General features: G+C 56.3%; 17 protein-coding genes, 4 tRNA genes and 1 other RNA gene. 4 read left to right on the plus strand and 18 right to left on the minus strand.

Translation table 11 applies throughout. The features are described from left to right. Window positions 1–55: 55 nt before the first annotated feature. The 6 genes from yigB to K6R05_RS17920 all read right to left on the minus strand — a co-directional run bounded on the left by yigB (window position 56) and on the right by K6R05_RS17920 (window position 6,131). A complete protein-coding gene (yigB, locus tag K6R05_RS17895) occupies window positions 56–772 on the minus strand; it encodes a 5-amino-6-(5-phospho-D-ribitylamino)uracil phosphatase YigB (RefSeq protein ID WP_161733903.1) in 717 nt (238 codons plus the stop codon). After that, window positions 769–1,674 (minus strand): tyrosine recombinase XerC, encoded by a 906-nt coding sequence (gene xerC / locus K6R05_RS17900; protein WP_161733901.1) that lies wholly within the window; start codon window positions 1,672–1,674, stop codon window positions 769–771. The genes yigB and xerC overlap by 4 nt, the downstream gene beginning before the upstream one ends. Then, window positions 1,671–2,375, minus strand: coding sequence for a DUF484 domain-containing protein (locus K6R05_RS17905; protein WP_013359688.1), 705 nt, complete (start codon window positions 2,373–2,375; stop codon window positions 1,671–1,673). Before K6R05_RS17905 ends, xerC begins: the two co-directional genes overlap by 4 nt. Further along, window positions 2,372–3,196, minus strand: a complete 825-nt coding sequence (gene dapF, locus K6R05_RS17910; RefSeq protein ID WP_033734938.1) for a diaminopimelate epimerase — start codon at window positions 3,194–3,196, stop codon at window positions 2,372–2,374. The genes K6R05_RS17905 and dapF overlap by 4 nt, the downstream gene beginning before the upstream one ends. A gap of 28 nt (window positions 3,197–3,224) precedes the next feature. Next, complete coding sequence (gene lptM / locus K6R05_RS17915) at window positions 3,225–3,425, minus strand: LPS translocon maturation chaperone LptM (protein WP_010257328.1); 201 nt, start codon at window positions 3,423–3,425, stop codon at window positions 3,225–3,227. 147 nt (window positions 3,426–3,572) lie between these two features. Continuing rightward, window positions 3,573–6,131, minus strand: a complete 2,559-nt coding sequence (locus tag K6R05_RS17920; RefSeq protein WP_222924754.1) for a class I adenylate cyclase — start codon at window positions 6,129–6,131, stop codon at window positions 3,573–3,575. A 317-nt stretch (window positions 6,132–6,448) separates the two neighbouring features. On the opposite strand from K6R05_RS17920, the gene hemC reads away from it, so the two are divergent. From hemC to hemY, 4 genes are read left to right on the plus strand one after another with little or no spacing between them, the layout of a single operon-like run. Further along, the gene (gene hemC / locus K6R05_RS17925) at window positions 6,449–7,390 is read left to right on the plus strand and encodes a hydroxymethylbilane synthase (RefSeq protein ID WP_222924755.1); all 942 of its coding nucleotides are present in this window, start codon (window positions 6,449–6,451) and stop codon (window positions 7,388–7,390) included. Then, complete coding sequence (hemD, locus tag K6R05_RS17930) at window positions 7,387–8,115, plus strand: uroporphyrinogen-III synthase (RefSeq protein WP_222924756.1); 729 nt, start codon at window positions 7,387–7,389, stop codon at window positions 8,113–8,115. The genes hemC and hemD overlap by 4 nt, the downstream gene beginning before the upstream one ends. Before the next feature lie 25 nt (window positions 8,116–8,140). After that, window positions 8,141–9,274, plus strand: coding sequence for a uroporphyrinogen-III C-methyltransferase (hemX, locus tag K6R05_RS17935; RefSeq protein WP_161733894.1), 1,134 nt, complete (start codon window positions 8,141–8,143; stop codon window positions 9,272–9,274). 2 nt (window positions 9,275–9,276) lie between these two features. Next, window positions 9,277–10,473, plus strand: a complete 1,197-nt coding sequence (gene hemY, locus K6R05_RS17940; RefSeq protein ID WP_161733892.1) for a protoheme IX biogenesis protein HemY — start codon at window positions 9,277–9,279, stop codon at window positions 10,471–10,473. Window positions 10,474–11,624: 1,151 nt separating this feature from the next. On the opposite strand, the gene K6R05_RS17945 is transcribed toward hemY, so the two are convergent. The 12 genes from K6R05_RS17945 to rfbA form a co-directional block, all read right to left on the minus strand. Then, window positions 11,625–11,754: non-coding RNA, RtT sRNA (locus tag K6R05_RS17945), on the minus strand. Window positions 11,755–11,786: 32 nt separating this feature from the next. After that, a tRNA-Pro gene (locus tag K6R05_RS17950) sits at window positions 11,787–11,863 on the minus strand. A 20-nt stretch (window positions 11,864–11,883) separates the two neighbouring features. Next, a tRNA-Leu gene (locus K6R05_RS17955) sits at window positions 11,884–11,970 on the minus strand. A gap of 16 nt (window positions 11,971–11,986) precedes the next feature. Beyond that, window positions 11,987–12,062, minus strand: a tRNA-His gene (locus K6R05_RS17960). 98 nt (window positions 12,063–12,160) lie between these two features. Then, a tRNA-Arg gene (locus tag K6R05_RS17965) sits at window positions 12,161–12,237 on the minus strand. Between the two features lie 158 nt (window positions 12,238–12,395). Next, window positions 12,396–13,136, minus strand: coding sequence for a lipopolysaccharide N-acetylmannosaminouronosyltransferase (gene wecG / locus K6R05_RS17970; protein ID WP_161733890.1), 741 nt, complete (start codon window positions 13,134–13,136; stop codon window positions 12,396–12,398). Between the two features lie 25 nt (window positions 13,137–13,161). Further along, the gene (wzyE, locus tag K6R05_RS17975; protein ID WP_161733888.1) at window positions 13,162–14,505 is read right to left on the minus strand and encodes an ECA oligosaccharide polymerase; all 1,344 of its coding nucleotides are present in this window, start codon (window positions 14,503–14,505) and stop codon (window positions 13,162–13,164) included. Further along, window positions 14,502–15,569 carry a TDP-N-acetylfucosamine:lipid II N-acetylfucosaminyltransferase gene (gene wecF / locus K6R05_RS17980; RefSeq protein ID WP_222924757.1) on the minus strand — a complete coding sequence of 356 codons (1,068 nt, stop codon included), beginning with the start codon at window positions 15,567–15,569 and terminating at the stop codon, window positions 14,502–14,504. Before wecF ends, wzyE begins: the two co-directional genes overlap by 4 nt. Continuing rightward, window positions 15,566–16,816: a lipid III flippase WzxE gene (gene wzxE / locus K6R05_RS17985; protein WP_161733884.1), complete on the minus strand. Its 1,251-nt coding sequence runs from the start codon at window positions 16,814–16,816 to the stop codon at window positions 15,566–15,568. The genes wecF and wzxE overlap by 4 nt, the downstream gene beginning before the upstream one ends. Beyond that, complete coding sequence (gene rffA / locus K6R05_RS17990; protein ID WP_033784417.1) at window positions 16,816–17,946, minus strand: dTDP-4-amino-4,6-dideoxygalactose transaminase; 1,131 nt, start codon at window positions 17,944–17,946, stop codon at window positions 16,816–16,818. Before rffA ends, wzxE begins: the two co-directional genes overlap by 1 nt. Then, window positions 17,933–18,640, minus strand: a complete 708-nt coding sequence (gene rffC, locus K6R05_RS17995) for a dTDP-4-amino-4,6-dideoxy-D-galactose acyltransferase (protein WP_222924758.1) — start codon at window positions 18,638–18,640, stop codon at window positions 17,933–17,935. Before rffC ends, rffA begins: the two co-directional genes overlap by 14 nt. Beyond that, on the minus strand, window positions 18,618–19,499 hold the full coding sequence (rfbA, locus tag K6R05_RS18000; RefSeq protein ID WP_222924759.1) for a glucose-1-phosphate thymidylyltransferase RfbA: 882 nt from the start codon (window positions 19,497–19,499) through the stop codon (window positions 18,618–18,620). Before rfbA ends, rffC begins: the two co-directional genes overlap by 23 nt. Window positions 19,500–19,504 lie beyond the last annotated feature (5 nt).

The raw sequence follows: 19,504 nt of genomic DNA on the forward strand, positions 1-19,504 counted from the left end.
ATAAAGCACAGCGGCCTGGCAGAAAAAGGGAGACGACTGGATAAATTTACAGCCATTATAGCAGTGAGGTGAGTGATGCCAACCGCGAAATTTCGACATGCGGCAACAGGCGCGCATCCGGGATATGCATCAGGTTGCCCTGCCGCAGGTTAACCCAGCAGGCCTGCATGCCGCAGCGCAGTGAGCCGGCGACATCAGTAGTCAGGTCGTCGCCCACATGCAGAATGTGTTGTGGCGCAATATCAAGGCGTTGCGCGGCAAGCTGATACATATCCTGCCACGGCTTAGCACGCCCGTCAGGTCCGGCCCGCAACGTGAAGCGGAAATATTCAGCGATGCCCATTTTTTCCGGGCTGGCGTTGCCATTGGTTACCGCCACCAGCGGGATTTTTTCCGCCAGCGCCTTCAGCGTTTGATGCGTCTCGTCCGGCATCTCGACCTGACTCCGCCACTGATGGAACACCGCCATGACCTCTGCCGCGCCCGCGGTCGCTTCCGCAGCAGAGAGGCCGATATTCAGCATCGCCAGCTCTACCGAACGGCGTCGCCACTCTGAAACGTCATGATAGATCTCAGGCTCGCGCTGCAGCAGTTGATCGCGCAACTGCTGATAATCCTGCGGCGTGAAGTCACGCAGCGCCGGATGAAAAGCCTGCAAAGCAGCGTGAGACTCCAGCGTGGTGCGACGGATTACTGGATAGTTATCGTAGAGCGTGTCATCAAGATCGAAGGTCATGGCTTTTATGGCCGACAGCGGACGATAAAACTTCATTCGTTCTTTCCTCGTTTGGCGCGGGGATGCGCAGCGTCATACACCGAAGCCAGATGCTGGAAGTCGAGATGGGTGTAGATCTGGGTAGTCGAGAGGTTCGCATGACCCAGTAACTCCTGCACGGCACGCAGGTCGCCGCTGGACTCCAGCAGATGCGTGGCAAAAGAGTGTCGCAGCTTATGCGGATGGATATGGCTCGCCACACCCTGTCTGATGCCCCATTCGGCAAAGCGTTTCTGCACGTTGCGGGGCGAGATGCGGTTGCCACGCGTCGACAGAAACAGTGCATCATCCTGGCCGCCAAAGGTTTCACGCAGCGGCAGCCAGTGCTGGATCCAGGTGACCGCCGTGCGGCCAATCGGCACCCGGCGCTCTTTACTGCCCTTACCCACGACCCACACTTCGCCGGAATCGAGGTCGACGTGGCGGCAATCCATATTCACCAGCTCGGAGAGACGCAGCCCGCCGCCATACATCACTTCCAGCATTGCGCGGTCGCGCACCGCCAGCGGATCGTTAAGGTCGATCTCCAGCAGCTGGTTCACTTCATCCACATCAATATTCTTAGGCAGATGGCGCGCTTTACGTGGCGTCATCACCCCTTTGGCCGGATTAGCGGAGAGCAACCCCTGGCTCACCTGCCAGTCGAGAAAACTGCGCAGGGCGGAGAGACGCAACGCGAGGCTGCTGGCAGAGAGTCCGGCGCGACGACTGCGCGCCGCCATGCTGCGCACCTGCGCAGGTTCCAGTTGCGCCCAGCTGCCGAGCTTCATCTCATCAGCAATTGCAACCAGCGCGGTCAGCTGGCGCGCATAGCTGCTCTGGGTTAACGGACTCAGCTGGCGCTCCACTTTCAGGTAGCGCAGAAATCCGTCGACCGCCTCCTGCAGCGCGCTGCTCATGCGCGCTCTACCCAACGGGAAAGCAGGCCAGGCATCATCTGTGAAAGATGCTGTAACAGCAGCGTTCCCATGCCCGACTGATAGTGCTGGCTGTCACGGCTGCTGAATACCAGCACGCCGAGATCGCCCTCTTCGCCCATCAGCGACATCGCAACCGAGCCAATTGCTTTGGCCTGCGGCAGCAGCAGCAGGAGTTCCGGCCCATTGATATTACCGAGATAATGATGCTGGTTGCCGAAGCGCTGAATACGCAGCGGTTCAAACGCCTGACGCGACAGGCTCAGTTGGAAGAAATCGGAGGGCGCGCCCAGCAGCCATTTATCACTGAACAGCCGCACATTGGCGCCCGCCAGGCCTAACTCTCGCGCCCAGCGATGCAGACGGTTGAGCATATCCTGCAGCGAATCTGCCGCGGCCAGATGACTTTCCAGCGACAGCAGACGATCAAACAGCTCATGGTTAGCGCTGGCCTGCTCCATCAGCAGGGTGATCTCTTCTTCCAGCCGCTGGATGTGGTTGCGTTGCCGCGCCATATGCCACTCGACCAGTGACACGCTGCCGCGCACCGGATGCGGCACCGCCATCTGTTCAACTTCGCGGGCATTACGGATAAAGAAATCGGGATTCTGCCGCAGATAATCACTGACAGCCTGATCGTCCAGCAGAACCGAACTGTCAGCCTGCTCTTCGATATTTTTCATAGATGAATAAACCCATCGTAGACGTGTGTCGCAGGCCCGGTCATGTAGAGCGGCTGACCGGCACCTTTCCAGGAGATATGCAGCGTCCCGCCAGGCAGGTCGACACGCACTTTCGGTGCCAGAATGCCCTGCTGAATGCCGCATGCAACGGCAGCACAGGCGCCGCTGCCGCACGCCTGCGTTTCACCCGCTCCACGTTCGTAGACGCGCAGCCGGATATGTTCGGGATTAATGATCTCCATAAAACCGACATTGACGCGATCCGGGAAACGCTCGTGGCTCTCGAGAATCGGGCCCAGCAGTTCAACCTGCGCGGTTTTAACGCTTTCCACCTGAATGACGCAGTGGGGATTCCCCATCGACACTGCACCCAGCATCACCGTCTGTTCGGCCACGCGCAGCAGATAGAGATTCTCGGCTTTGTTGGCGCGGAACGGCACCTGCTGAGGCTCAAAGTTGGGCTCACCCATGTTCACGCGCACGTGATCGTCAGGCGTCACGGTTAACACCATGCGGCCATTCTGGGTACTGACCCGGATGTCGCTTTTGTTGGTCAGCCCTTTCAGCTGAACAAAGCGGGCAAAACAGCGTGCACCGTTGCCGCACTGCGCCACTTCACTGCCGTCAGCGTTGAAAATTCGATAGTGAAAATCGAGATCGGGATCGTAAGGCGGTTCAACAATCAGCAGCTGATCAAAACCGATCCCCAGATGACGATCGGCCAGCCGGCGGATCAATTCCGGCGAGAAGAAGACGTTTTGTGTCACTGCATCCACAACCATAAAATCGTTGCCGAGACCGTGCATTTTGGAGAACTGCATTTTTTGCTCCGCCGGATAAGCCATCAGATTAGTTCGCTTTTACGCCTGAATTGCCGGTCACCAGCCCGCCGACATCGGCTTTAGAGGCATCCGCTTTCTGGCGGTCGGTTGGGGCTTGTTGTTTCTTCGGCTGGTCCTTCGGCGGGAAGTAGAGCGGTCCTTTCAGACCACAACCTGCAAGGCTGATTACTGCCAGTGTCATGGCCAACAGGCTTATTACTTTCTTCATTCTTTATGCTCTTTATGTCCTTTACCTGGATGCTTATCATCGCAGTTGAAGGTGGAAAAGCAACAGGAAATCCCCGCAAATAGCGTGAACCGGGTGACAGGCCAGGAAGATAGCGGCCACCTGCAGAGCGCAGGCAGCCCGTCAGCATCAATGCACCTGATAGCGCGGTTGATAGTCGCTGTTGTCGTTGTCAGGCTGCGTCGTACAGAGCTGCGTCAGCGTCTGACTCCGGAATGGAATCACCTGGAATCGATCACCGGTGTTCACAATCTGGTAGAACTGCGGCAGGTTGAAGTTGATAAAGCTCGACCCATAGGTGAAGCGATCGTGCGATGAGGAGTAGAAGCGGCTGACGTCGCGCACCAGCTCCTCTTTGCTGCCTTCACAGTGATGATAGACCTCAACCCGATTGGTCTCATCAAGGATATAGATGTTGAAGCCGCGCTCATCCGTGGTGTTTTCAAAGAAGAACTGAATGATGCCTTCGCTGGCATAGCCGTTCACTACCGGTGGCAGCGGCGTCTGATTCGTTTCGACTTTGATCGACAACCCATGCAGCTTGTTGTTGGAGATCGCGCCATAAAATTCCACGGCGTTTTCAAGCTTCTGCACCGAGACACTCATGCGTTCAAAGAACAGTCCCCAGGTCTCGCCTGCCATGCGCAGCGCTTTGAAGCGGCCCGGCTCCTGACGTGTGCTGGAGAGGCGCAGCTCAATGCATTCAGAGACCAGCTGTTGCACGCGCGTGCGAATCAGACCGCGCAGATGCTGGCTGTAGCAGAACACTTCCACCGTATCCGGGGGTGCGGCATCCTGATGCATCTTGCCGAGAATGGTTTTCAGCCCTTCGATCATCGCCTGTTCACCGCTAAAGTGCAGCGTACGCACTTCATTCCAGGAGTTGCGATAGAGCAGATCGATGCTGCCAATCAGGCACTGCTGCTGCTGACCAAAGCTAAAGACATCCAGCTTGCGGAAGTCGAAGTGCACCACCTGATTGCGGAAGGCCGCCGTCGGATCGTGCTCAAGGTTAACAATAATCGCGAGGTGCCGGATTTCGCACGGGCTGTAGAGCGCTTTTGGCGTCGGCGAAGGCAGACGCAGCGGGAAGTGGCTGGAAACATCGTTAACCAGCTCCTGCAGGCGCGCCAGGTCGCAAATCTCATTGCCTTTAATATGCAGCCGGGTTTTACGGGTCAGCAGACCATTGAACCACGCCCAGGCCACCAGCTTGTTCAGGTAGCGGTTATATTCCAGCGGCTGATGGCTGATGATCGAATCCATGTCCGGTGCCTGGTTATAAAGATACCAGCCGGAACGGTTGGCGCGGCCAGGCGGCACATGAATAAAGGTCAGATTCGGTTCAGAGAGATCGGGCGAAATCTGTGGATTCACCAGCGTCACTTTGCCCGGCAGCGCTTCAAACGCGGCATACAGTTTACGGGTCAATACACCGATATCCTGCGGACTGGCGCTGACGCTTAAGTTGTTGCGACGGGCAAAGCGGATCAGGTTGCGATAACTCTGCATCATCGCATCCAGTAATTCGTTATGGGCTTCGCGCACCCGCTCGATTTTCCACCCGGCACGGTTGTCCAGAATGGCGATCTTCTCTTCGTTCCAGCCCCACTCTTTAACCAGCTGCGATAAAATCTCGCGACGCCAGCCGGTGCGTTGCTGATGATCTTCGTTGCTGAGCTTTTCACATACTTTGAGATAGAAGCAGCGACGCACCAGATCAAGGCGCGGCTGATCGTCCACGCTGGTCAGGTAGTGCGTCACGCGCTCAAGCATCATGCAGTAAGGATCGAGGCCAAAGCAGATGATTTCGCCGTCGTGCAGGCGCTGTTTGATATCCATTGCCAGCAGTTGTGTGTTCGGGTATTCCCAGCTGTAGGCTTCCAGCAGCAGCGTTTTCAGTACGGCTTTATAAGGCGAGTCGATACTTTTATAGAGCTGCCACAGGCTGGCACCGAAATACTCTTCCGCCGACAGCGTGCCGAGGCCGCCCAGATCGAGCCACTCATTGGGGGTCAGCACGCCTTTGGCGTACAGCGACATCACGTAGTCATCGTAATGGTGCTCTTCTTCGCCCGGCACCATATTCCACAGGAGGCGTTTGCCCGCCATACGAACCGCGGTACGGTAAAACTCATCCAGCAGTAAAATGTGTTGTGTGGAGCCGCAGTCTTCACCGCCCAGGCTGCCGCTTTCGTTATGACGGAAGCGGTTCTCGTCAATCAGGAAGAAACTCACTTCCACGCCCATCGAGACACACCACTTCTGCAGCAGCGTACATTTACGCTGCAGATTCAGCCGCTCTTCATTATCAAGCCAGGATTGATGACACACCCAGATATCGAGATCCGAGACGCTGTTCTGCCCGACCGAGGAGGTACTGCCCATAGAGTAGATCGCAGTGATCGGCATTTCGCCTTTCGGCGCATCGGCATGGCGCAGGTCGCTGTCGCCGGTGAGATCGGCCAGCAGCTGTCGCTGATTTTCATCAGGCGTGTAGAAGCTGATGCCATGTGGAACGCTACCTTCAAGGTAACCCGGCATCTGCGGATGTTGATAATGTAATAAGGTTGGCAGCAGACTGTAGACGCGCTGGAAAGCGGGTCCCATGGCAGCCAGCGCACGATCAACGCGCAGCTGGTTAATTGCATCCAGTCTCTGTTTCAGTGTCTCAATGTAGAGGTACAAGACGTTTCGCCTGATTGTCCCAGTGTTTAAGCACCCTGTTTCCACGCTCTGCCGCTTATAAAAGTAAAAAAGTGGGCAGATAATTGCTGGAAACGTGATCAATCTATCACTCGGCAGATTGACCGTAAAGAAAGTTGCGCTACTTAACAGTTTAGCACGTTCTTACCAGCTTCCCGCCTTTTCGGCACTGGTTGCCACGCTATGGCTTGATAAACCGGGCCTGAAACCGCGCACAGGCCGTTTTCAATCCGTTGAAACTGACAGTATTCACCCAGAGATGATAGGATATTCAGTGAACGATAAAAATGGTTAACAGCATGTTAGACAAAATTTTCAGAATTGCTACAAGACAAAGCCCGCTCGCATTATGGCAGGCACATTATGTACAGCAACGACTCATGAGTGCCCATCCAGGACTGCGCGTTGAGCTGGTGCCTATGGTCACCAAAGGTGACATTATCCTTGATACGCCGCTGGCAAAAGTCGGTGGTAAAGGGCTGTTTGTCAAAGAGCTTGAGCTGGCAATGCAGGATGGCCGTGCCGACATGGCAGTGCACTCTATGAAGGATGTGCCGGTCAGTTTCCCTGAAGGTCTGGGCCTGGTAACCATCTGCGAGCGCGACGATCCGCGTGATGCGTTCGTTTCTCATCACTATGACTCCATTGATGCGCTGCCACAGGGTGCCGTTGTAGGTACCTCCAGCCTGCGTCGTCAGTGCCAGATTAGCGCGCGCCGTCCGGATCTGGTGATCCGCTCGCTGCGCGGCAATGTGGGTACCCGACTCGGCAAGCTCGATGCCGGCGAGTATGACGCGATTATTCTTGCCGTCGCCGGACTGAAGCGTCTGGGGCTGGAAGATCGCATTCGCCAGGCAATGCCTGCCGAAGTCTCCCTGCCCGCCGTGGGTCAGGGTGCAGTCGGCATTGAATGCCGTCTGGATGATAGCGTCCTGATTGACCTGTTACGGGCACTGAACCACGCTGACACCGAAGTCTGTGTCAGAGCGGAACGCGCCATGAATACCCGCTTAGAGGGTGGCTGCCAGGTCCCCATTGGCAGTTTCGCGGTGCTGGAAGGCGATAAGCTCTGGCTGCGCGGCATGGTCGGTGCACCGGATGGCCGGGTGATGGTCAGCGGCGAACGCCGTGGTCCCCGCGCTCAGGCTGAAGAGATGGGCATCTCACTTGCCGATGAACTGCTGAACGGCGGCGCGCGTGAAATCCTGAAAGAGGTCTATCAGGGGCAGCCGCCGGCATGACCATCCTGGTGACGCGCCCGGAACCCGCAGCGGCAGAGCTGGTGTCACGCCTGCATGCCCTTGGCAAACAGGCGTGGAGCCTGCCGTTGATCGAGTTTGCGCCAGGCGCTGATCTCGATTCCCTGCCTCACAGGCTCGCCGGACTTCGTGCCGGTGATCTCGTCTTTATTCTTTCTCAGCAGGTGATTCACTACGCACAGCACGCGATCAAAGCATGGCCCACGGAGCTGGACTATTATGCAATTGGTCGCAGCACCGCGCTGGCGTTTCACACCGTCAGCGGACAGCAGGTGACCTGGCCTCATGCGCATGAAACCAGTGAGGAATTGATCAAGATAAACACGCTTCAGCAGGTTGCCGGTAAACGTGCGCTGATCCTGCGTGGCGATCCCGGACGCGAATTGCTGGCAGAAACATTAACCCGGCGAGGTGCTGAGGTAACGTTTGCTGCCTGCTACCAGCGCTGCCAGAAGCATTATGACGGACCGGTTGAAGGCCGCCGCTGGCGCGATCGCGGCGTCTCTGTGCTGGTGGTGACCAGTGGTGAAATGTTACAACAGCTTTTTTCGCTGTTCCCCGCGGTTGATCGCGAGGAATGGCTGCTCAACTGCCGACTGATAGTCGTCAGTGAACGTTTGGCTACCCTGGCCGCAGGATTGGGTTGGCAGGATATTCAGGTAGCCGATGGTGCCGATAACGATGCGCTGCTGCGCGCGTTACGCTGAACTTTAACAATGGGATGTGCCACATATGACGGAACAAAAAGACTCCTCCGCCATGGTTGAAGAAACCACCCCAGCGGTTGACCGCTCTCCTTCCAGCAACAGCACACCACCGCGTAATGCGAAAAAGGGTGGCATGGTGTTGGGTGCAGTTGCGATTGTCATCGCGCTGGCGATGGGTGCAGGTTTATACCTTAACGGGAAACATCAGGCTGATTTACAGGCACAAACCAATCAGAAGCTGAGCGACCAGTTAAGCGCATTGCAGCAGCAGGCCAGCAGCGATAAACAGCAGCTGACACAGCAACTGAGTGGCGCTGAAACTGCCCTGCAGAGGGCACAGCAACAGCAGGCTGCGTCAGCAAAAGCGCTGGAAACGCTGCGTGAAAAAGTGGCCGTGATTTCTGGCAACGACGTGCGTAGCTGGCTGCTGGCACAGGCGGACTATCTGGTGAAACTGGCTGGCCGCAAACTCTGGAGCGATCAGGATGTCACTACCGCGGCTGCATTGCTGAAAAGCGCCGATGCCAGTCTGGCTGACATGAACGATCCCAGCGTCATGAATGTGCGTCGCGCCCTGACTCAGGATATCAGTAACCTCTCTTCTGTTACGCAGGTCGACTACGACGGCGTGATCCTCAAGCTGAATCAACTGTCGAATAACGTTGATAATCTGCGTCTGGCCGATAATGACAGCGATGATACGCCGATGGACAGTGACGGCGGCGAACTCTCAGGTTCGGTACGTGAATGGCGTCAGAATCTGGTGAAAAGCTGGCATAACTTTATGGATGACTTTATTACTATCCGCCGCCGCGATAATACCGCACAGCCGCTGCTGGCCCCGAATCAGGATGTTTACCTGCGTGAGAATATCCGCTCGCGTCTGCTGATTGCTGCGCAGGCCGTACCACGTCATCAGGATGAGATTTATAAACAATCTATCGATACCGTGTCCGCCTGGGTTCGCGCCTGGTATGACACTAATGATGCTGCCACCAAAGCCTTCCTTGCCCAACTGGATGAGCTGAGCCAGCAGAACATCAATATGGATCTGCCGGATAACCTGGAAAGTCAGCCGTTGCTGGAACAGCTTATGCAGACCCGCGTGCGGAACCTGTTGGCGCAACCGTCTGCTGCTGCTAATCAGCAGGGAGGCTAAGCATGCTTAAGGTATTCATCCTCTTTATCCTGCTGATAGCGGGCGTGGTGCTGGGACCGATGATTGCCGGTCATCAGGGCTACGTGCTGATTCAGACCGATAACTGGAATATCGAAACCAGCGTTACCGGCCTGGTGATTATCCTTATCATCAGCCTGCTGGTGATTCTGGCGGTGGAATGGCTGCTGCGCCGTGTGCTGCACACCGGGGCGCGTACCCGCGGCTGGTTTACCGGACGCAAACGCCGTCGCGCGCAGCGTCATACCCAGTCTGCGCTGATGAAGCTGGCAGAAGGCGATCACCGCCAGGTAGAAAAATTACTGTCTAAAGATGCCGATCACGCCGACGTACCGGTAGCGAACTACCTGCTGGCCGCGGAAGCCGCCCAGCAGCGTGGCGATGAAATTCGTGCCAATCAGCATCTTGAACGTGCTGCTGAGCTGTCTGAAAGCAATACCATTCCGGTGGAAATTGCCCGTGCTCGTATTCAGCTGGCCCGTAACGAAGATCATGCGGCTCGTCACAGCATTGATCGCCTGCTGGAAGTGGCACCGCGTCACCCTGAAGTGCTGCGCCTGGCCGAACAGGCGTACGTCCGTACGGGCGCCTGGAGTGCATTGCTGGATATTCTGCCTGCTATGCAGAAAGCGCAGGTCGGTGATGACCTGCATCGTGATGCGTTACAGCAGCAGGCCTGGCTGGGTCTGATGAATCAGGCAATGGCCGACCAGGGCAGCGATGGCCTGAAGCGCTGGTGGGGCACGCTGAGCCGCAAAACCCGTCAGGATACGACCCTGCAGGTGGCAATGGCGGATCATCTGATTGAGTGCAACGATCACGACACCGCACAGTCGATCGTGCTGGAGGGCCTCAAGCGTCATTATGACGATCGGCTGGTGCTATTGATGCCTCGCATCAAAAGCGGTAATCCGGAAGCGCTGGAAAAGGCATTACGCCAGCAGATTAAACAGCATGGCGCAACGCCGTTGCTGCACAGTACGCTGGGACAGTTGCTGATGCGTCATGGCGAATGGCAGCAGGCAGCAGACGCGCTGCAGCAGGCGCTGGCGCAGCGTCCGGATGCGTTTGATTATGCATGGCTGGCAGATGTCTATGATCGTCTGCATCGTCCGGAAGAGGCCGCAAAGATGCGTCGTGAAGGATTGTTGCTGACGCTGAAGAATAATCCCAACGTCTGATGCGGTTGTCAGACAGGTTAAAGCCGGGCTCGCCCGGCTTTTTTGTGCCTGCAATCTGCCAGTCGCATTGCGCAGGCAAAAAAAAACACCTGCCAGGGGCAGGTGCAAGATCAGGTCGGTAAGACAACCGGGAGGTACCTGACTCAACGTGGTGTCTGTTAACCCTGTAAGACTTACGCGATACAGGCAGGCAGACAACAGGTACCTAAAATTGGCTCTGCATCATTCCCAGGTTTATGTAGCATCAGCAGACATAAGAGGTGGAATGAGCATCTACAGCAAAAGTGTTGCACAAGCCGTGCCAGGTTAAGATTTATTTTTAAATTTTATATCAATCAATATCTTAAGAAGTTGGCTAAGCCTTTCCTGAGCGAGGTACGGCAGGATGTGTCGGGATGAAGCGACAGCCATAAATTTCTCTGTCTCTGAATAGAGACAACCAGGTCATTCTCTCTTAGAAATTAACAATAACAATGACTTATCTGTCGGCAATTCACGACGCTATTGTTCCTGCTTATATTGCTAGTGGAATCAAAGCAGAGTAACTCTGACAGCAATGAATATGCTCAACGCGCAGGGAACACGGCCAGAGGAGGGAAGCGTCCCACCGCCCGGCTAAAACGCCGGGAGCGTTTCTGAACAACGCAAAGCGTTGGCCCGGATACGGGCGCACCTCATGAATGAGGTGCGTAATCGCGTGGGTCGGGCGGCCATGGATGGCATTAGCGACTTTCCGATCTGACCGTGTTCCCTTCGCAGGCTCGCGCTCACCACTCTGCGGGCTTCAGGGAGCATACGCCTTTCGCAAAGACGCAAAAGACGCCATCCATGGCAGGCTCAGCGCGGCCCATCCCTGGCCCGCGATGCTTTGCTACAGGCATATGCTCCCTTCGCTTCACGTATGGCAGACGTATTAAGTACTTCATAAGCTTCAGAGGGTTTACAGCAATGAAGAAGCTCAACGCGCAGGGAACACGGTCAGAGGAGGAAAGCGTCCCACCGCCCGGATAAAACGCCGGGAGCGTTTCTGAACAACGCAAAGCGCTGGCCCGTTTACGGGCGCACCTCAGGGATGAGGTGCGTAGCAGAAATTCAAATCCACTTTTTTACAGACGAAAAAAAACCTGTCTTTTCAGACAGGTTTCTAAATATGGTCGGCGAGAGAGGATTACTCTGCTCTGCGAGCAGCGCCCTGCGGGCCGTTGCTGAAGCAACGTTGTCTCGCTACGCTCGGCTCAAACCTCCTCTGTCGGTCCTCATCCTCTTTCCTACAGACGAAAAAAAACCTGTCTTTTCAGACAGGTTTCTAAAAATGGTCGGCGAGAGAGGATTCGAACCTCCGACCCACTGGTCCCAAACCAGTTGCGCTACCAAGCTGCGCTACTCGCCGATTTTTTTAACTGTTTTGCCTGGTGCGAAGAGAGGGACTTGAACCCTCACGTCCGTTAGGACACTAACACCTGAAGCTAGCGCGTCTACCAATTCCGCCACCTTCGCGTTTCCCAGCAAAATCTGGGGTGGCTAATGGGACTCGAACCCACGACAACTGGAATCACAATCCAGGGCTCTACCAACTGAGCTATAGCCACCACTATTCTTAATGTTACAGGTTTAAAGCCTGCAGCATTTAAATCTCTACTGCCAACCGCGGTAAATCAACCACCGAAGCTCATGCGCACAAACGATATGGCGCGCCCGACAGGATTCGAACCTGAGACCTCTGCCTCCGGAGGGCAGCGCTCTATCCAGCTGAGCTACGGGCGCGTAGCGCCGTTGCGGATGTGCATACTAGAGATAAGCGCCCATCGTGTCTAGTGCTTTTTAAATAAAAAGACGCGTTTGATTACGCTTTGTGCATTTCGTCGACAAATAGTACATTTCCACTCTCGTGATGCCTGAAAATGCGGCATTTATCAGCAATATCAGAGATCGCCGCGCCAGTGATAGCGCAAATATTTAAGCAGTTTTAATTGCCTGCGCAGGCGGCTCGGCTGCCGAATCAGACGATAGAGCCACTCCAGCCCCAGTCGCTGCCAGATCTCAGGGGCGCGCTTCACATGACCGGTGAAAACATCGTACGTTCCACCCACGCCCATATAAAGGGCATCAGGCCAGTACGCACGGCACGCCAGCATCAGCAACTCCTGACGTGGCGATCCCAGCGCGACGGTCACCAGCTTCGCGCCGCTGGCCGCAATCCGGGCAAACAGCGCATCCTGATCGGCTGGCGCAAAATAGCCATCCTGCGCGCCAACAATATTCACATTCCACTGCCGACGTAGCTTATCGCAGGTTTCATCCAGCACCTGCTGACGTCCGCCGATAAGAAATACCGGCGTCCCTTCCCGCCCGGCGCGTTCCATCAGCGCTTCCCATAAATCAGCCCCCGCAATGCGCTGCACCGACGCGTGTGGATATTTTTTACGAATCGAGCGCACAATGCTGATGCCATCGGCGTACGCATATTCCGCCTGCGCTAACAGCGTGCGTAATCCCTCATCCCGCTCAGCGGTCAGGATCTTCTCCGCATTAATCGCCACTAAAATACCGCTGCGTACGCTCTGCGGCGGCATCAGAAAATTCACCGCCGACGGCATGTTTTCGAAGCCATACAAATCAACGCCGCGAATACGGTACTGCGGCGTCTCATTTAACGTTGTCATATCTTCCGTTAATCCCAGAGGTTAATCAGAGCGGGCTGTGCAACACCCGCCTGCTGCGGTCGCGAATTAAACCTGCGCGATCCAGTAACCAGAAAAGTAATTTAGCCATGCCCAGACAGGCAGCAAAAATGAGGCAGAAAAACACCACACGTGAGCCGAACGCATCGAGGCCCTCGCGTGCCAGTACGATCATGTTAAACACCGCGCCAAAACAGAAGCTTTGCAGGATGGCGCCGGTGTACCGGTTGGCCTCAAGGCAGCCACGCTGATAGATCGCATCAAAGGCTTTAATAATCATCCCTACCACTACCGCACCGATCGGAATCGCCCAGACGCCGCCCATCACGACCAGAGAGCCAATCAGCGTGGGTGAAATCGCCAGGCCAGAATGGTTGTTCAGCACTTCCCAGGTGAAGTAGTTGGCACTGTTCAACACCGCCAGCGGGCGATCGGGCCAGAGCCAGGTCGGAATAAACACGTAGAAATCACGCCACAGCGGTGCCAGCCCCTGAAACTCAATTTTGTCGTAGTTATCCAGCAGCCGGGCAAGATTCTCCCACGGCGAGAAGGTATCACGCGTCAGATACAGGAAGGTATAGAACGCTTCATCGCCCATCACGTCGAGGTTATAGCGGCGCAGCGCCAGCCAGAACATCCCCCCAATTGCCATCACACCCGCCGTTGCCAGCATCCACAGAGTGATCCAGCCACGGGTAATGCCGATAAACAGGAACAGGGCAAACGCAATAATGATATTGGCGCGTGTTCCGCCCACCAGTGCATACGTCAGTAAACCAAAGGCCACCGTCACGACCAAAAACAGCAGCCAGTTGCGGCGGGTCGGCCGTAAAAAGTAGGGGATCAGCATCGCCGGAATAAAGAAATAGAAGAAGCGCTTAAGCGCCACGCCCGATACTTCGCTGGAGAAAATCTGGTTATAAGCGGTCAGGCGGAACAGCAGAAAACCGTTGTGAATGAAGAACACCGTCACGGTACCCAGCGCGACCAGCGCCAGAATCACACAGGTCAGGTGGGTTTCAACCCGATTCATCTGCAGCCAGGGCTTAGCCGGAGGCGCGCTGGCCGGTTTCAGCCGCACTTTATAGCTGACGTAATAAATGGCGTAAAACGCTGTGGCCGACAGCAGCGCCTCCAGCAGATTCTCAACCGGCATCACGTCCACGTTAAAGCGAAACACCAGCACGGAGGTCAGCGGGAAGCCGAAGTAAAAGGTCAGCAGAAACAGCAGCGTAAAGAACAGATGGAAGTTAAAACGGACGCGCTTAAACTCCCGCCAGGTCAGCGTCAGAATAAAAACCAGCGACAGCAGATAGACCACCAGCAGGCCGCCAAACTGCATAAGACTCATGACAACTCCCCTTCGCTGAGCTGTAACGCGGCTCGCCAGCCTGCGAGATAACCTGGCGCAAAGAAGGCGATAGCCTGTTTATCACAGCGCATCAGCTGCCGGCGTGCCTCGGCGATCACCGCAGGCGACAGCGTATCTTCGCTGAAGAGTACCGGAAGCTGCTGCTCAGCCACATCACGCCAGAATGGGTTTTTGCGGGTCAGAACAAACGGCACGTTGGCCTGGATCAGCAGGCAAAGTGTTCCCACCCCCTGCTGACGTTCAAACATAAAATAGCCGACATGGCAGCGCGCCAGCAGCGCTAAGTAATCATCAAATGCCAGATTTTCACGCAGCAGATTCACCTGACCGTCAGGAAACAGCGTCTTTGCTGCGGCCTGAATCTGGCTGATGTACGCCTCATTGCCCGGCGGATAGCCCAGCGGCACCTCGATGCGCACCTGCTCGCCAAACTGCGCGTGAATCGCCTTTAAGCCTTCAATATGTCGGTTACTCGGATCGCCCGAATTGCCCAGCAGCAGCGTAAACGGCTCTGACGGCGCAGACTCAACGGCAGCATCCGGCATTCTGGTCGGGAAATAGAGCAGTGAACCGGGAACGCGGCGATGGCGCTGCTGATAGTGATGCAGGTCGCCTCGGGTCGCAAAAACCTGCGCAACACGTCCCTGTGCTATCCGGCGGACCAGATAGAACAGACGAAACTTCAGGCTGCGCGAATCTTCATAGAGGTCGGCGCCCCAGACGTGCCAGAACAGCTGGGAACGGCGCAGCTTACCGCTGAGTAATGCCAGCCAGATCCACGGGTTAAACTGACCGTGGCAGAAAAAACGCTGCTGACGATTCCTGGCCCGCTGCAAAACCGCCTGCGCCAGCACTTTCTTGCTGGTAAAGCACTCGATCTGTAACGCACTGAACGGAGACAGGCTCTCTGGCTGCTGCGTCACCACCATAAAATGGCGTGGGAAAGCCGCAGGCTGCTCAACGCTGAGAACGTCATTGAAAAAGCGCAGCACCGTAAGATTATGGTGGGGAATGTCCGATCCCAAAACGTGAATTAAAGTCATTTTTTCCGGCAGTAAACAATAAAAGCGCCACAACACAGGGCAAAGTAAGCCATATAGGTAAACATATAGGCCTGCGCCGCACCCGTCGCGCCATGTAACGGGATCAGCCAGCGTGAGAACAGGGTCAGCAACAGAAACTGGCTGATCTCAGTCAGAACATAAAAGCGCAGCGAGGCTTTGGCGATAACCAGATATCCGAAAACATAGGCACCGACTTTAAAAACATCGCCGCACAGCTGCCACACAAAAAGATCGCGCATCCCGCGAAAAGCCTGAGAGAACAGCAGGCTGATGGCGAAGTCACGCAGTACCCAGACGGCGAAGCTGGCAACCGCCACGGCGGGCAGGACAAAGCGCAGTGCACGGCCAATCTCACGTGCGATGTCGCGTTTGTTGTCGAGCCGCGCAAGCGTCGGCAGCAGCCAGACGCTAAACGTCGCGGTGATAAACTGCAGATAGGCATCGGAAATGCTGGTCACACCCTGCCACAACCCGACCTGCGCCCAGCCCTCCTGCTCTGCCAGCAGGTTACGCATCATTACCCAGGCAACCGGTAAGGTCACCGCCGTGATCAGCGCCATCAGGGTATATTTTGCCAGATTACGCGCCAGCTCAGGATGCCATTGTGGCCGCAGCCAGCTCAGCGGTAGCGGCGCACGGCGTTTCAGCATCAGTAGCGCAGGCAGCAGCAGCAAAGCTGGCACCAGCGCCAGGCCGATCAATGCGCCCTGATAACCGCCCAGCCACCAGCAGAGCAGATAGCCCGCCACGCCAGTCAGGCTGCCGAGAATCAGCGCCAGCGCATTCCCACGCGCGTCACGATAGCCCTTCAGTAGCGCCAGGGTAAAGTTGGCCCAGGCGATGCCGAGCTGAAGAAAGGCGACGACGCGGATGACGCCCTGATAGCGGTCATGACCAAACAGCGCGGTGCTGATGGGGGCTGCCGCCAGCAGAAACAGCAGCGCCAGCACGCCGGAGAAGCCCAGCACCATAGCCGATGCCGTGCCCACCATCGCCCGGAGTGGTCCGGGCTGCTGCTGATACTGCGCCACATAGGTGGTGACGCCGTTGAAGATGCCCGCGCCCGCCAGCACACCCAGCACGGTGATCAACTGCCGGAAGTTACCTGCCTGGCCAACACCTTCGGGGCCGAAGCTGACTGCCAGCAGTTTGACCACCAGCAGACCAGACACAATTTTTACCAGCGTGGACGATGCGGTCCACACTGAGGCTCTGGCTAATGACATCAGGAAAAGAAGCTCAGCAGCGAGCTGATAACCGTGCTCTGATTATTATCCGACAGGTTATAAAACAGCGGCAGGCGCAGCAGACGTTCACTTTCCAGCGTGGTGAAGCGATCGTCACCGACAAATTGCGAGAAACGCTCACCGGCAGGTGAACTGTGCAGCGGAATATAGTGGAACACTGTCAGTATCTCTGCTTCTTTCATCCAGTTGATCAGCGCCTGGCGATCGTCCTGATCGCGCAGTTTGATGTAGAACATGTGCGCATTGTGTTCGCAGCTGGCGGGGATCACTGGCAGACTGATGCGGCCCTGAGCCGCCAGCGGCTGGAGTGCGTCATAATAACGCTGCCAGATGCGTAACCGCTGCTGGTTGATGCGTTCAGCGGCTTCCAGCTGCGCCCAGAGATAGGCGGCCTGCAAGTCGGCCATCAGGTAGCTCGACCCCATATCGCGCCAGGTATATTTATCGACCTGACCCCGGAAGAACTGGCTGCGGTTGGTGCCTTTTTCCCGCACGATCTCGGCGCGCTCGACCAGGCTGGCGTCGTTGATCAGCGTCGCGCCCCCTTCACCACCGGCAGTATAATTCTTGGTTTCGTGGAAACTGAAGCAGCCAATATGACCGATGGTGCCCAGCGCACGGCCTTTGTAGCGTGACATCACGCCCTGCGCCGCATCTTCAATCACAAACAGCTTATGCTTAGCCGCCAGCGCCATGATGGTGTCCATTTCACAGGCTACGCCTGCGTAATGCACCGGCACAATGGCGCGGGTTTTTTCAGTGATGGCGGCTTCGATCAGCGTTTCATCGATGTTCATGGTGTCCGGGCGCACATCGACAAACACGATGCGCGCGCCGCGCAGCACAAAGGCGTTGGCGGTTGAGACAAAGGTATAGCTCGGCATGATCACCTCATCGCCGGGCTGCAGATCGATTAACAGCGCTGCCATCTCCAGCGAAGCGGTACAGGAGGGAGTCAGCAGCACTTTTTTGCTGCCAAAACGCTGCTCCATCCACTGCTGACAACGACGGGTGAAGCCGCCGTCGCCGCACAGCTTGCCGCTGTTCATCGCCGACTGCATATACTCAATTTCTGTGCCCACAATCGGGGGCGCATTAAATGGAATCATGACCTTTCCTGTAAAACCAGTAGGCGGTGCTGTCGAGTCGGGCACCGCTGCGTAAATAGAGGCGCATCGCCGTGAGATTACTGAGCTGGGTAGCCACCCGAAGCTGAGCCAACTGCCTTACCCGCGCCCAGTCAGCCGCCGCCAGTAGCAGTCGCTGACCCAGCCCCTGACCCTGCGCGTCAGGCATTACGCCCAGCAGGCCAATGCGAGCATCGCCATCCACCGCGCGCAGCGAAACAAATCCCTGCAGCTGACCGGTGGCATCACTGGCCACCAGACACTGATCGTCAAACGTCCCACGCACCGCATTCTCAATCCACTGCGCATAAAAACGGCCGCTGGCGTCCGGTGCGTACCAGGCCGCGCGAAAACGGCTCTGGCTGAAAAGCTGTGACGCTGCATCACGCAGTTGCGGAATCTGTGCTTCGCGCGCAATGCGAATCCCCGCCTGCCGTTCTGTCTCTTTAATCGCCAGCGTCAGGTCCGCCTCGCCTTCTGCCAGCTGGAACTGATGCTGCTGCAGCGTATCAATCAACGCCGTCTCGCTGGCAGCCACTTTCATCTGCATCAGCGCACAGGGATGATGCAGCGCCTGCTCCAGCGGAATGTCACCTTCCGGCTCCAGCCGCACGGTCTCAACACCGAAGAATGCACTTTCCCAGCTAAGGGGATTAATACTGACGTGGACGGACATGTAATAAATCCAGCAGGTATTGGCCGTAGCCGGTTTTTGTCAGCGCTTCACCGGCAGCACGCAGCTGGTCATCACTGAGCCAGTTGTTACGCCAGGCGATCTCTTCCAGGCAGGCAATTTTAAAGCCCTGACGTTTTTCCACGGTCTGCACAAACATGCTGGCTTCCACCAGGCTGTCATGGGTGCCGGTATCCAGCCAGGCAAAGCCGCGTCCCAGCAGTTCGACCGTCATCTCACCACGCTCCAGATACATCTGGTTAATGGCGGTAATTTCCAGCTCGCCCCGCGAAGAAGGCTTAACCTGTTTCGCGAATTCGATAACCTGATTGTCATAGAAATAGAGTCCAGTGACCGCCCAGCGCGATTTCGGCTGCAGTGGCTTCTCTTCAATCGATATCGCTTTGAAGTTATCGTCAAACTCCACCACACCGAAACGTTCCGGGTCCATAACCTGATAGCCGAACACCGTTGCGCCACGATTCTGTTCGACGACTTTCCGCAGCTTGGGACTGAAACCCTGACCAAAATAGAGGTTATCACCCAGCACCAGGCAGCAATTGTCCTCGCCGATAAAGGATTCGCCGATGATAAAGGCCTGCGCCAGTCCATCGGGGCTGGGCTGCACCGCATAGCTGAGGCGTATGCCAAATTCACTGCCATCGCCCAGCAAACGTTCAAACTGCGCCCGATCTTCCGGCGTGGTAATTAACAGAATGTCGCGAATACCCGCCAGCATCAGCACGGAGAGCGGGTAGTAGATCATCGGTTTGTCGTAAACCGGCAGAAGTTGCTTTGATACTGCACGGGTTATCGGGTGTAACCGCGTGCCCGATCCTCCCGCTAAAATGATGCCTTTCATCGCTG

This window comes from Pantoea alfalfae (genome assembly GCF_019880205.1).
In the GTDB taxonomy this organism is placed as follows: domain Bacteria; phylum Pseudomonadota; class Gammaproteobacteria; order Enterobacterales; family Enterobacteriaceae; genus Pantoea; species Pantoea alfalfae.

Excerpts from the sequence above, each read along its gene's own strand:
- hemY (WP_161733892.1), top strand. The coding sequence starts at position 9,277 with ATGCTTAAGGTATTCATCCTCTTTATCCTGCTGATAGCGGGCGTGGTG.
- rffC (WP_222924758.1), bottom strand. The coding sequence starts at position 18,640 with ATGTCCGTCCACGTCAGTATTAATCCCCTTAGCTGGGAAAGTGCATTC.
- K6R05_RS17905 (WP_013359688.1), bottom strand. The coding sequence starts at position 2,375 with ATGAAAAATATCGAAGAGCAGGCTGACAGTTCGGTTCTGCTGGACGAT.
- wecF (WP_222924757.1), bottom strand. The coding sequence starts at position 15,569 with ATGACTTTAATTCACGTTTTGGGATCGGACATTCCCCACCATAATCTT.
- rffA (WP_033784417.1), bottom strand. The coding sequence starts at position 17,946 with ATGATTCCATTTAATGCGCCCCCGATTGTGGGCACAGAAATTGAGTAT.
- hemX (WP_161733894.1), top strand. The coding sequence starts at position 8,141 with ATGACGGAACAAAAAGACTCCTCCGCCATGGTTGAAGAAACCACCCCA.
- wecG (WP_161733890.1), bottom strand. The coding sequence starts at position 13,136 with ATGACAACGTTAAATGAGACGCCGCAGTACCGTATTCGCGGCGTTGAT.
- hemC (WP_222924755.1), top strand. The coding sequence starts at position 6,449 with ATGTTAGACAAAATTTTCAGAATTGCTACAAGACAAAGCCCGCTCGCA.
- wzyE (WP_161733888.1), bottom strand. The coding sequence starts at position 14,505 with ATGAGTCTTATGCAGTTTGGCGGCCTGCTGGTGGTCTATCTGCTGTCG.
- rfbA (WP_222924759.1), bottom strand. The coding sequence starts at position 19,499 with ATGAAAGGCATCATTTTAGCGGGAGGATCGGGCACGCGGTTACACCCG.
- wzxE (WP_161733884.1), bottom strand. The coding sequence starts at position 16,816 with ATGTCATTAGCCAGAGCCTCAGTGTGGACCGCATCGTCCACGCTGGTA.
- dapF (WP_033734938.1), bottom strand. The coding sequence starts at position 3,196 with ATGCAGTTCTCCAAAATGCACGGTCTCGGCAACGATTTTATGGTTGTG.
- hemD (WP_222924756.1), top strand. The coding sequence starts at position 7,387 with ATGACCATCCTGGTGACGCGCCCGGAACCCGCAGCGGCAGAGCTGGTG.
- xerC (WP_161733901.1), bottom strand. The coding sequence starts at position 1,674 with ATGAGCAGCGCGCTGCAGGAGGCGGTCGACGGATTTCTGCGCTACCTG.
- lptM (WP_010257328.1), bottom strand. The coding sequence starts at position 3,425 with ATGAAGAAAGTAATAAGCCTGTTGGCCATGACACTGGCAGTAATCAGC.
- yigB (WP_161733903.1), bottom strand. The coding sequence starts at position 772 with ATGAAGTTTTATCGTCCGCTGTCGGCCATAAAAGCCATGACCTTCGAT.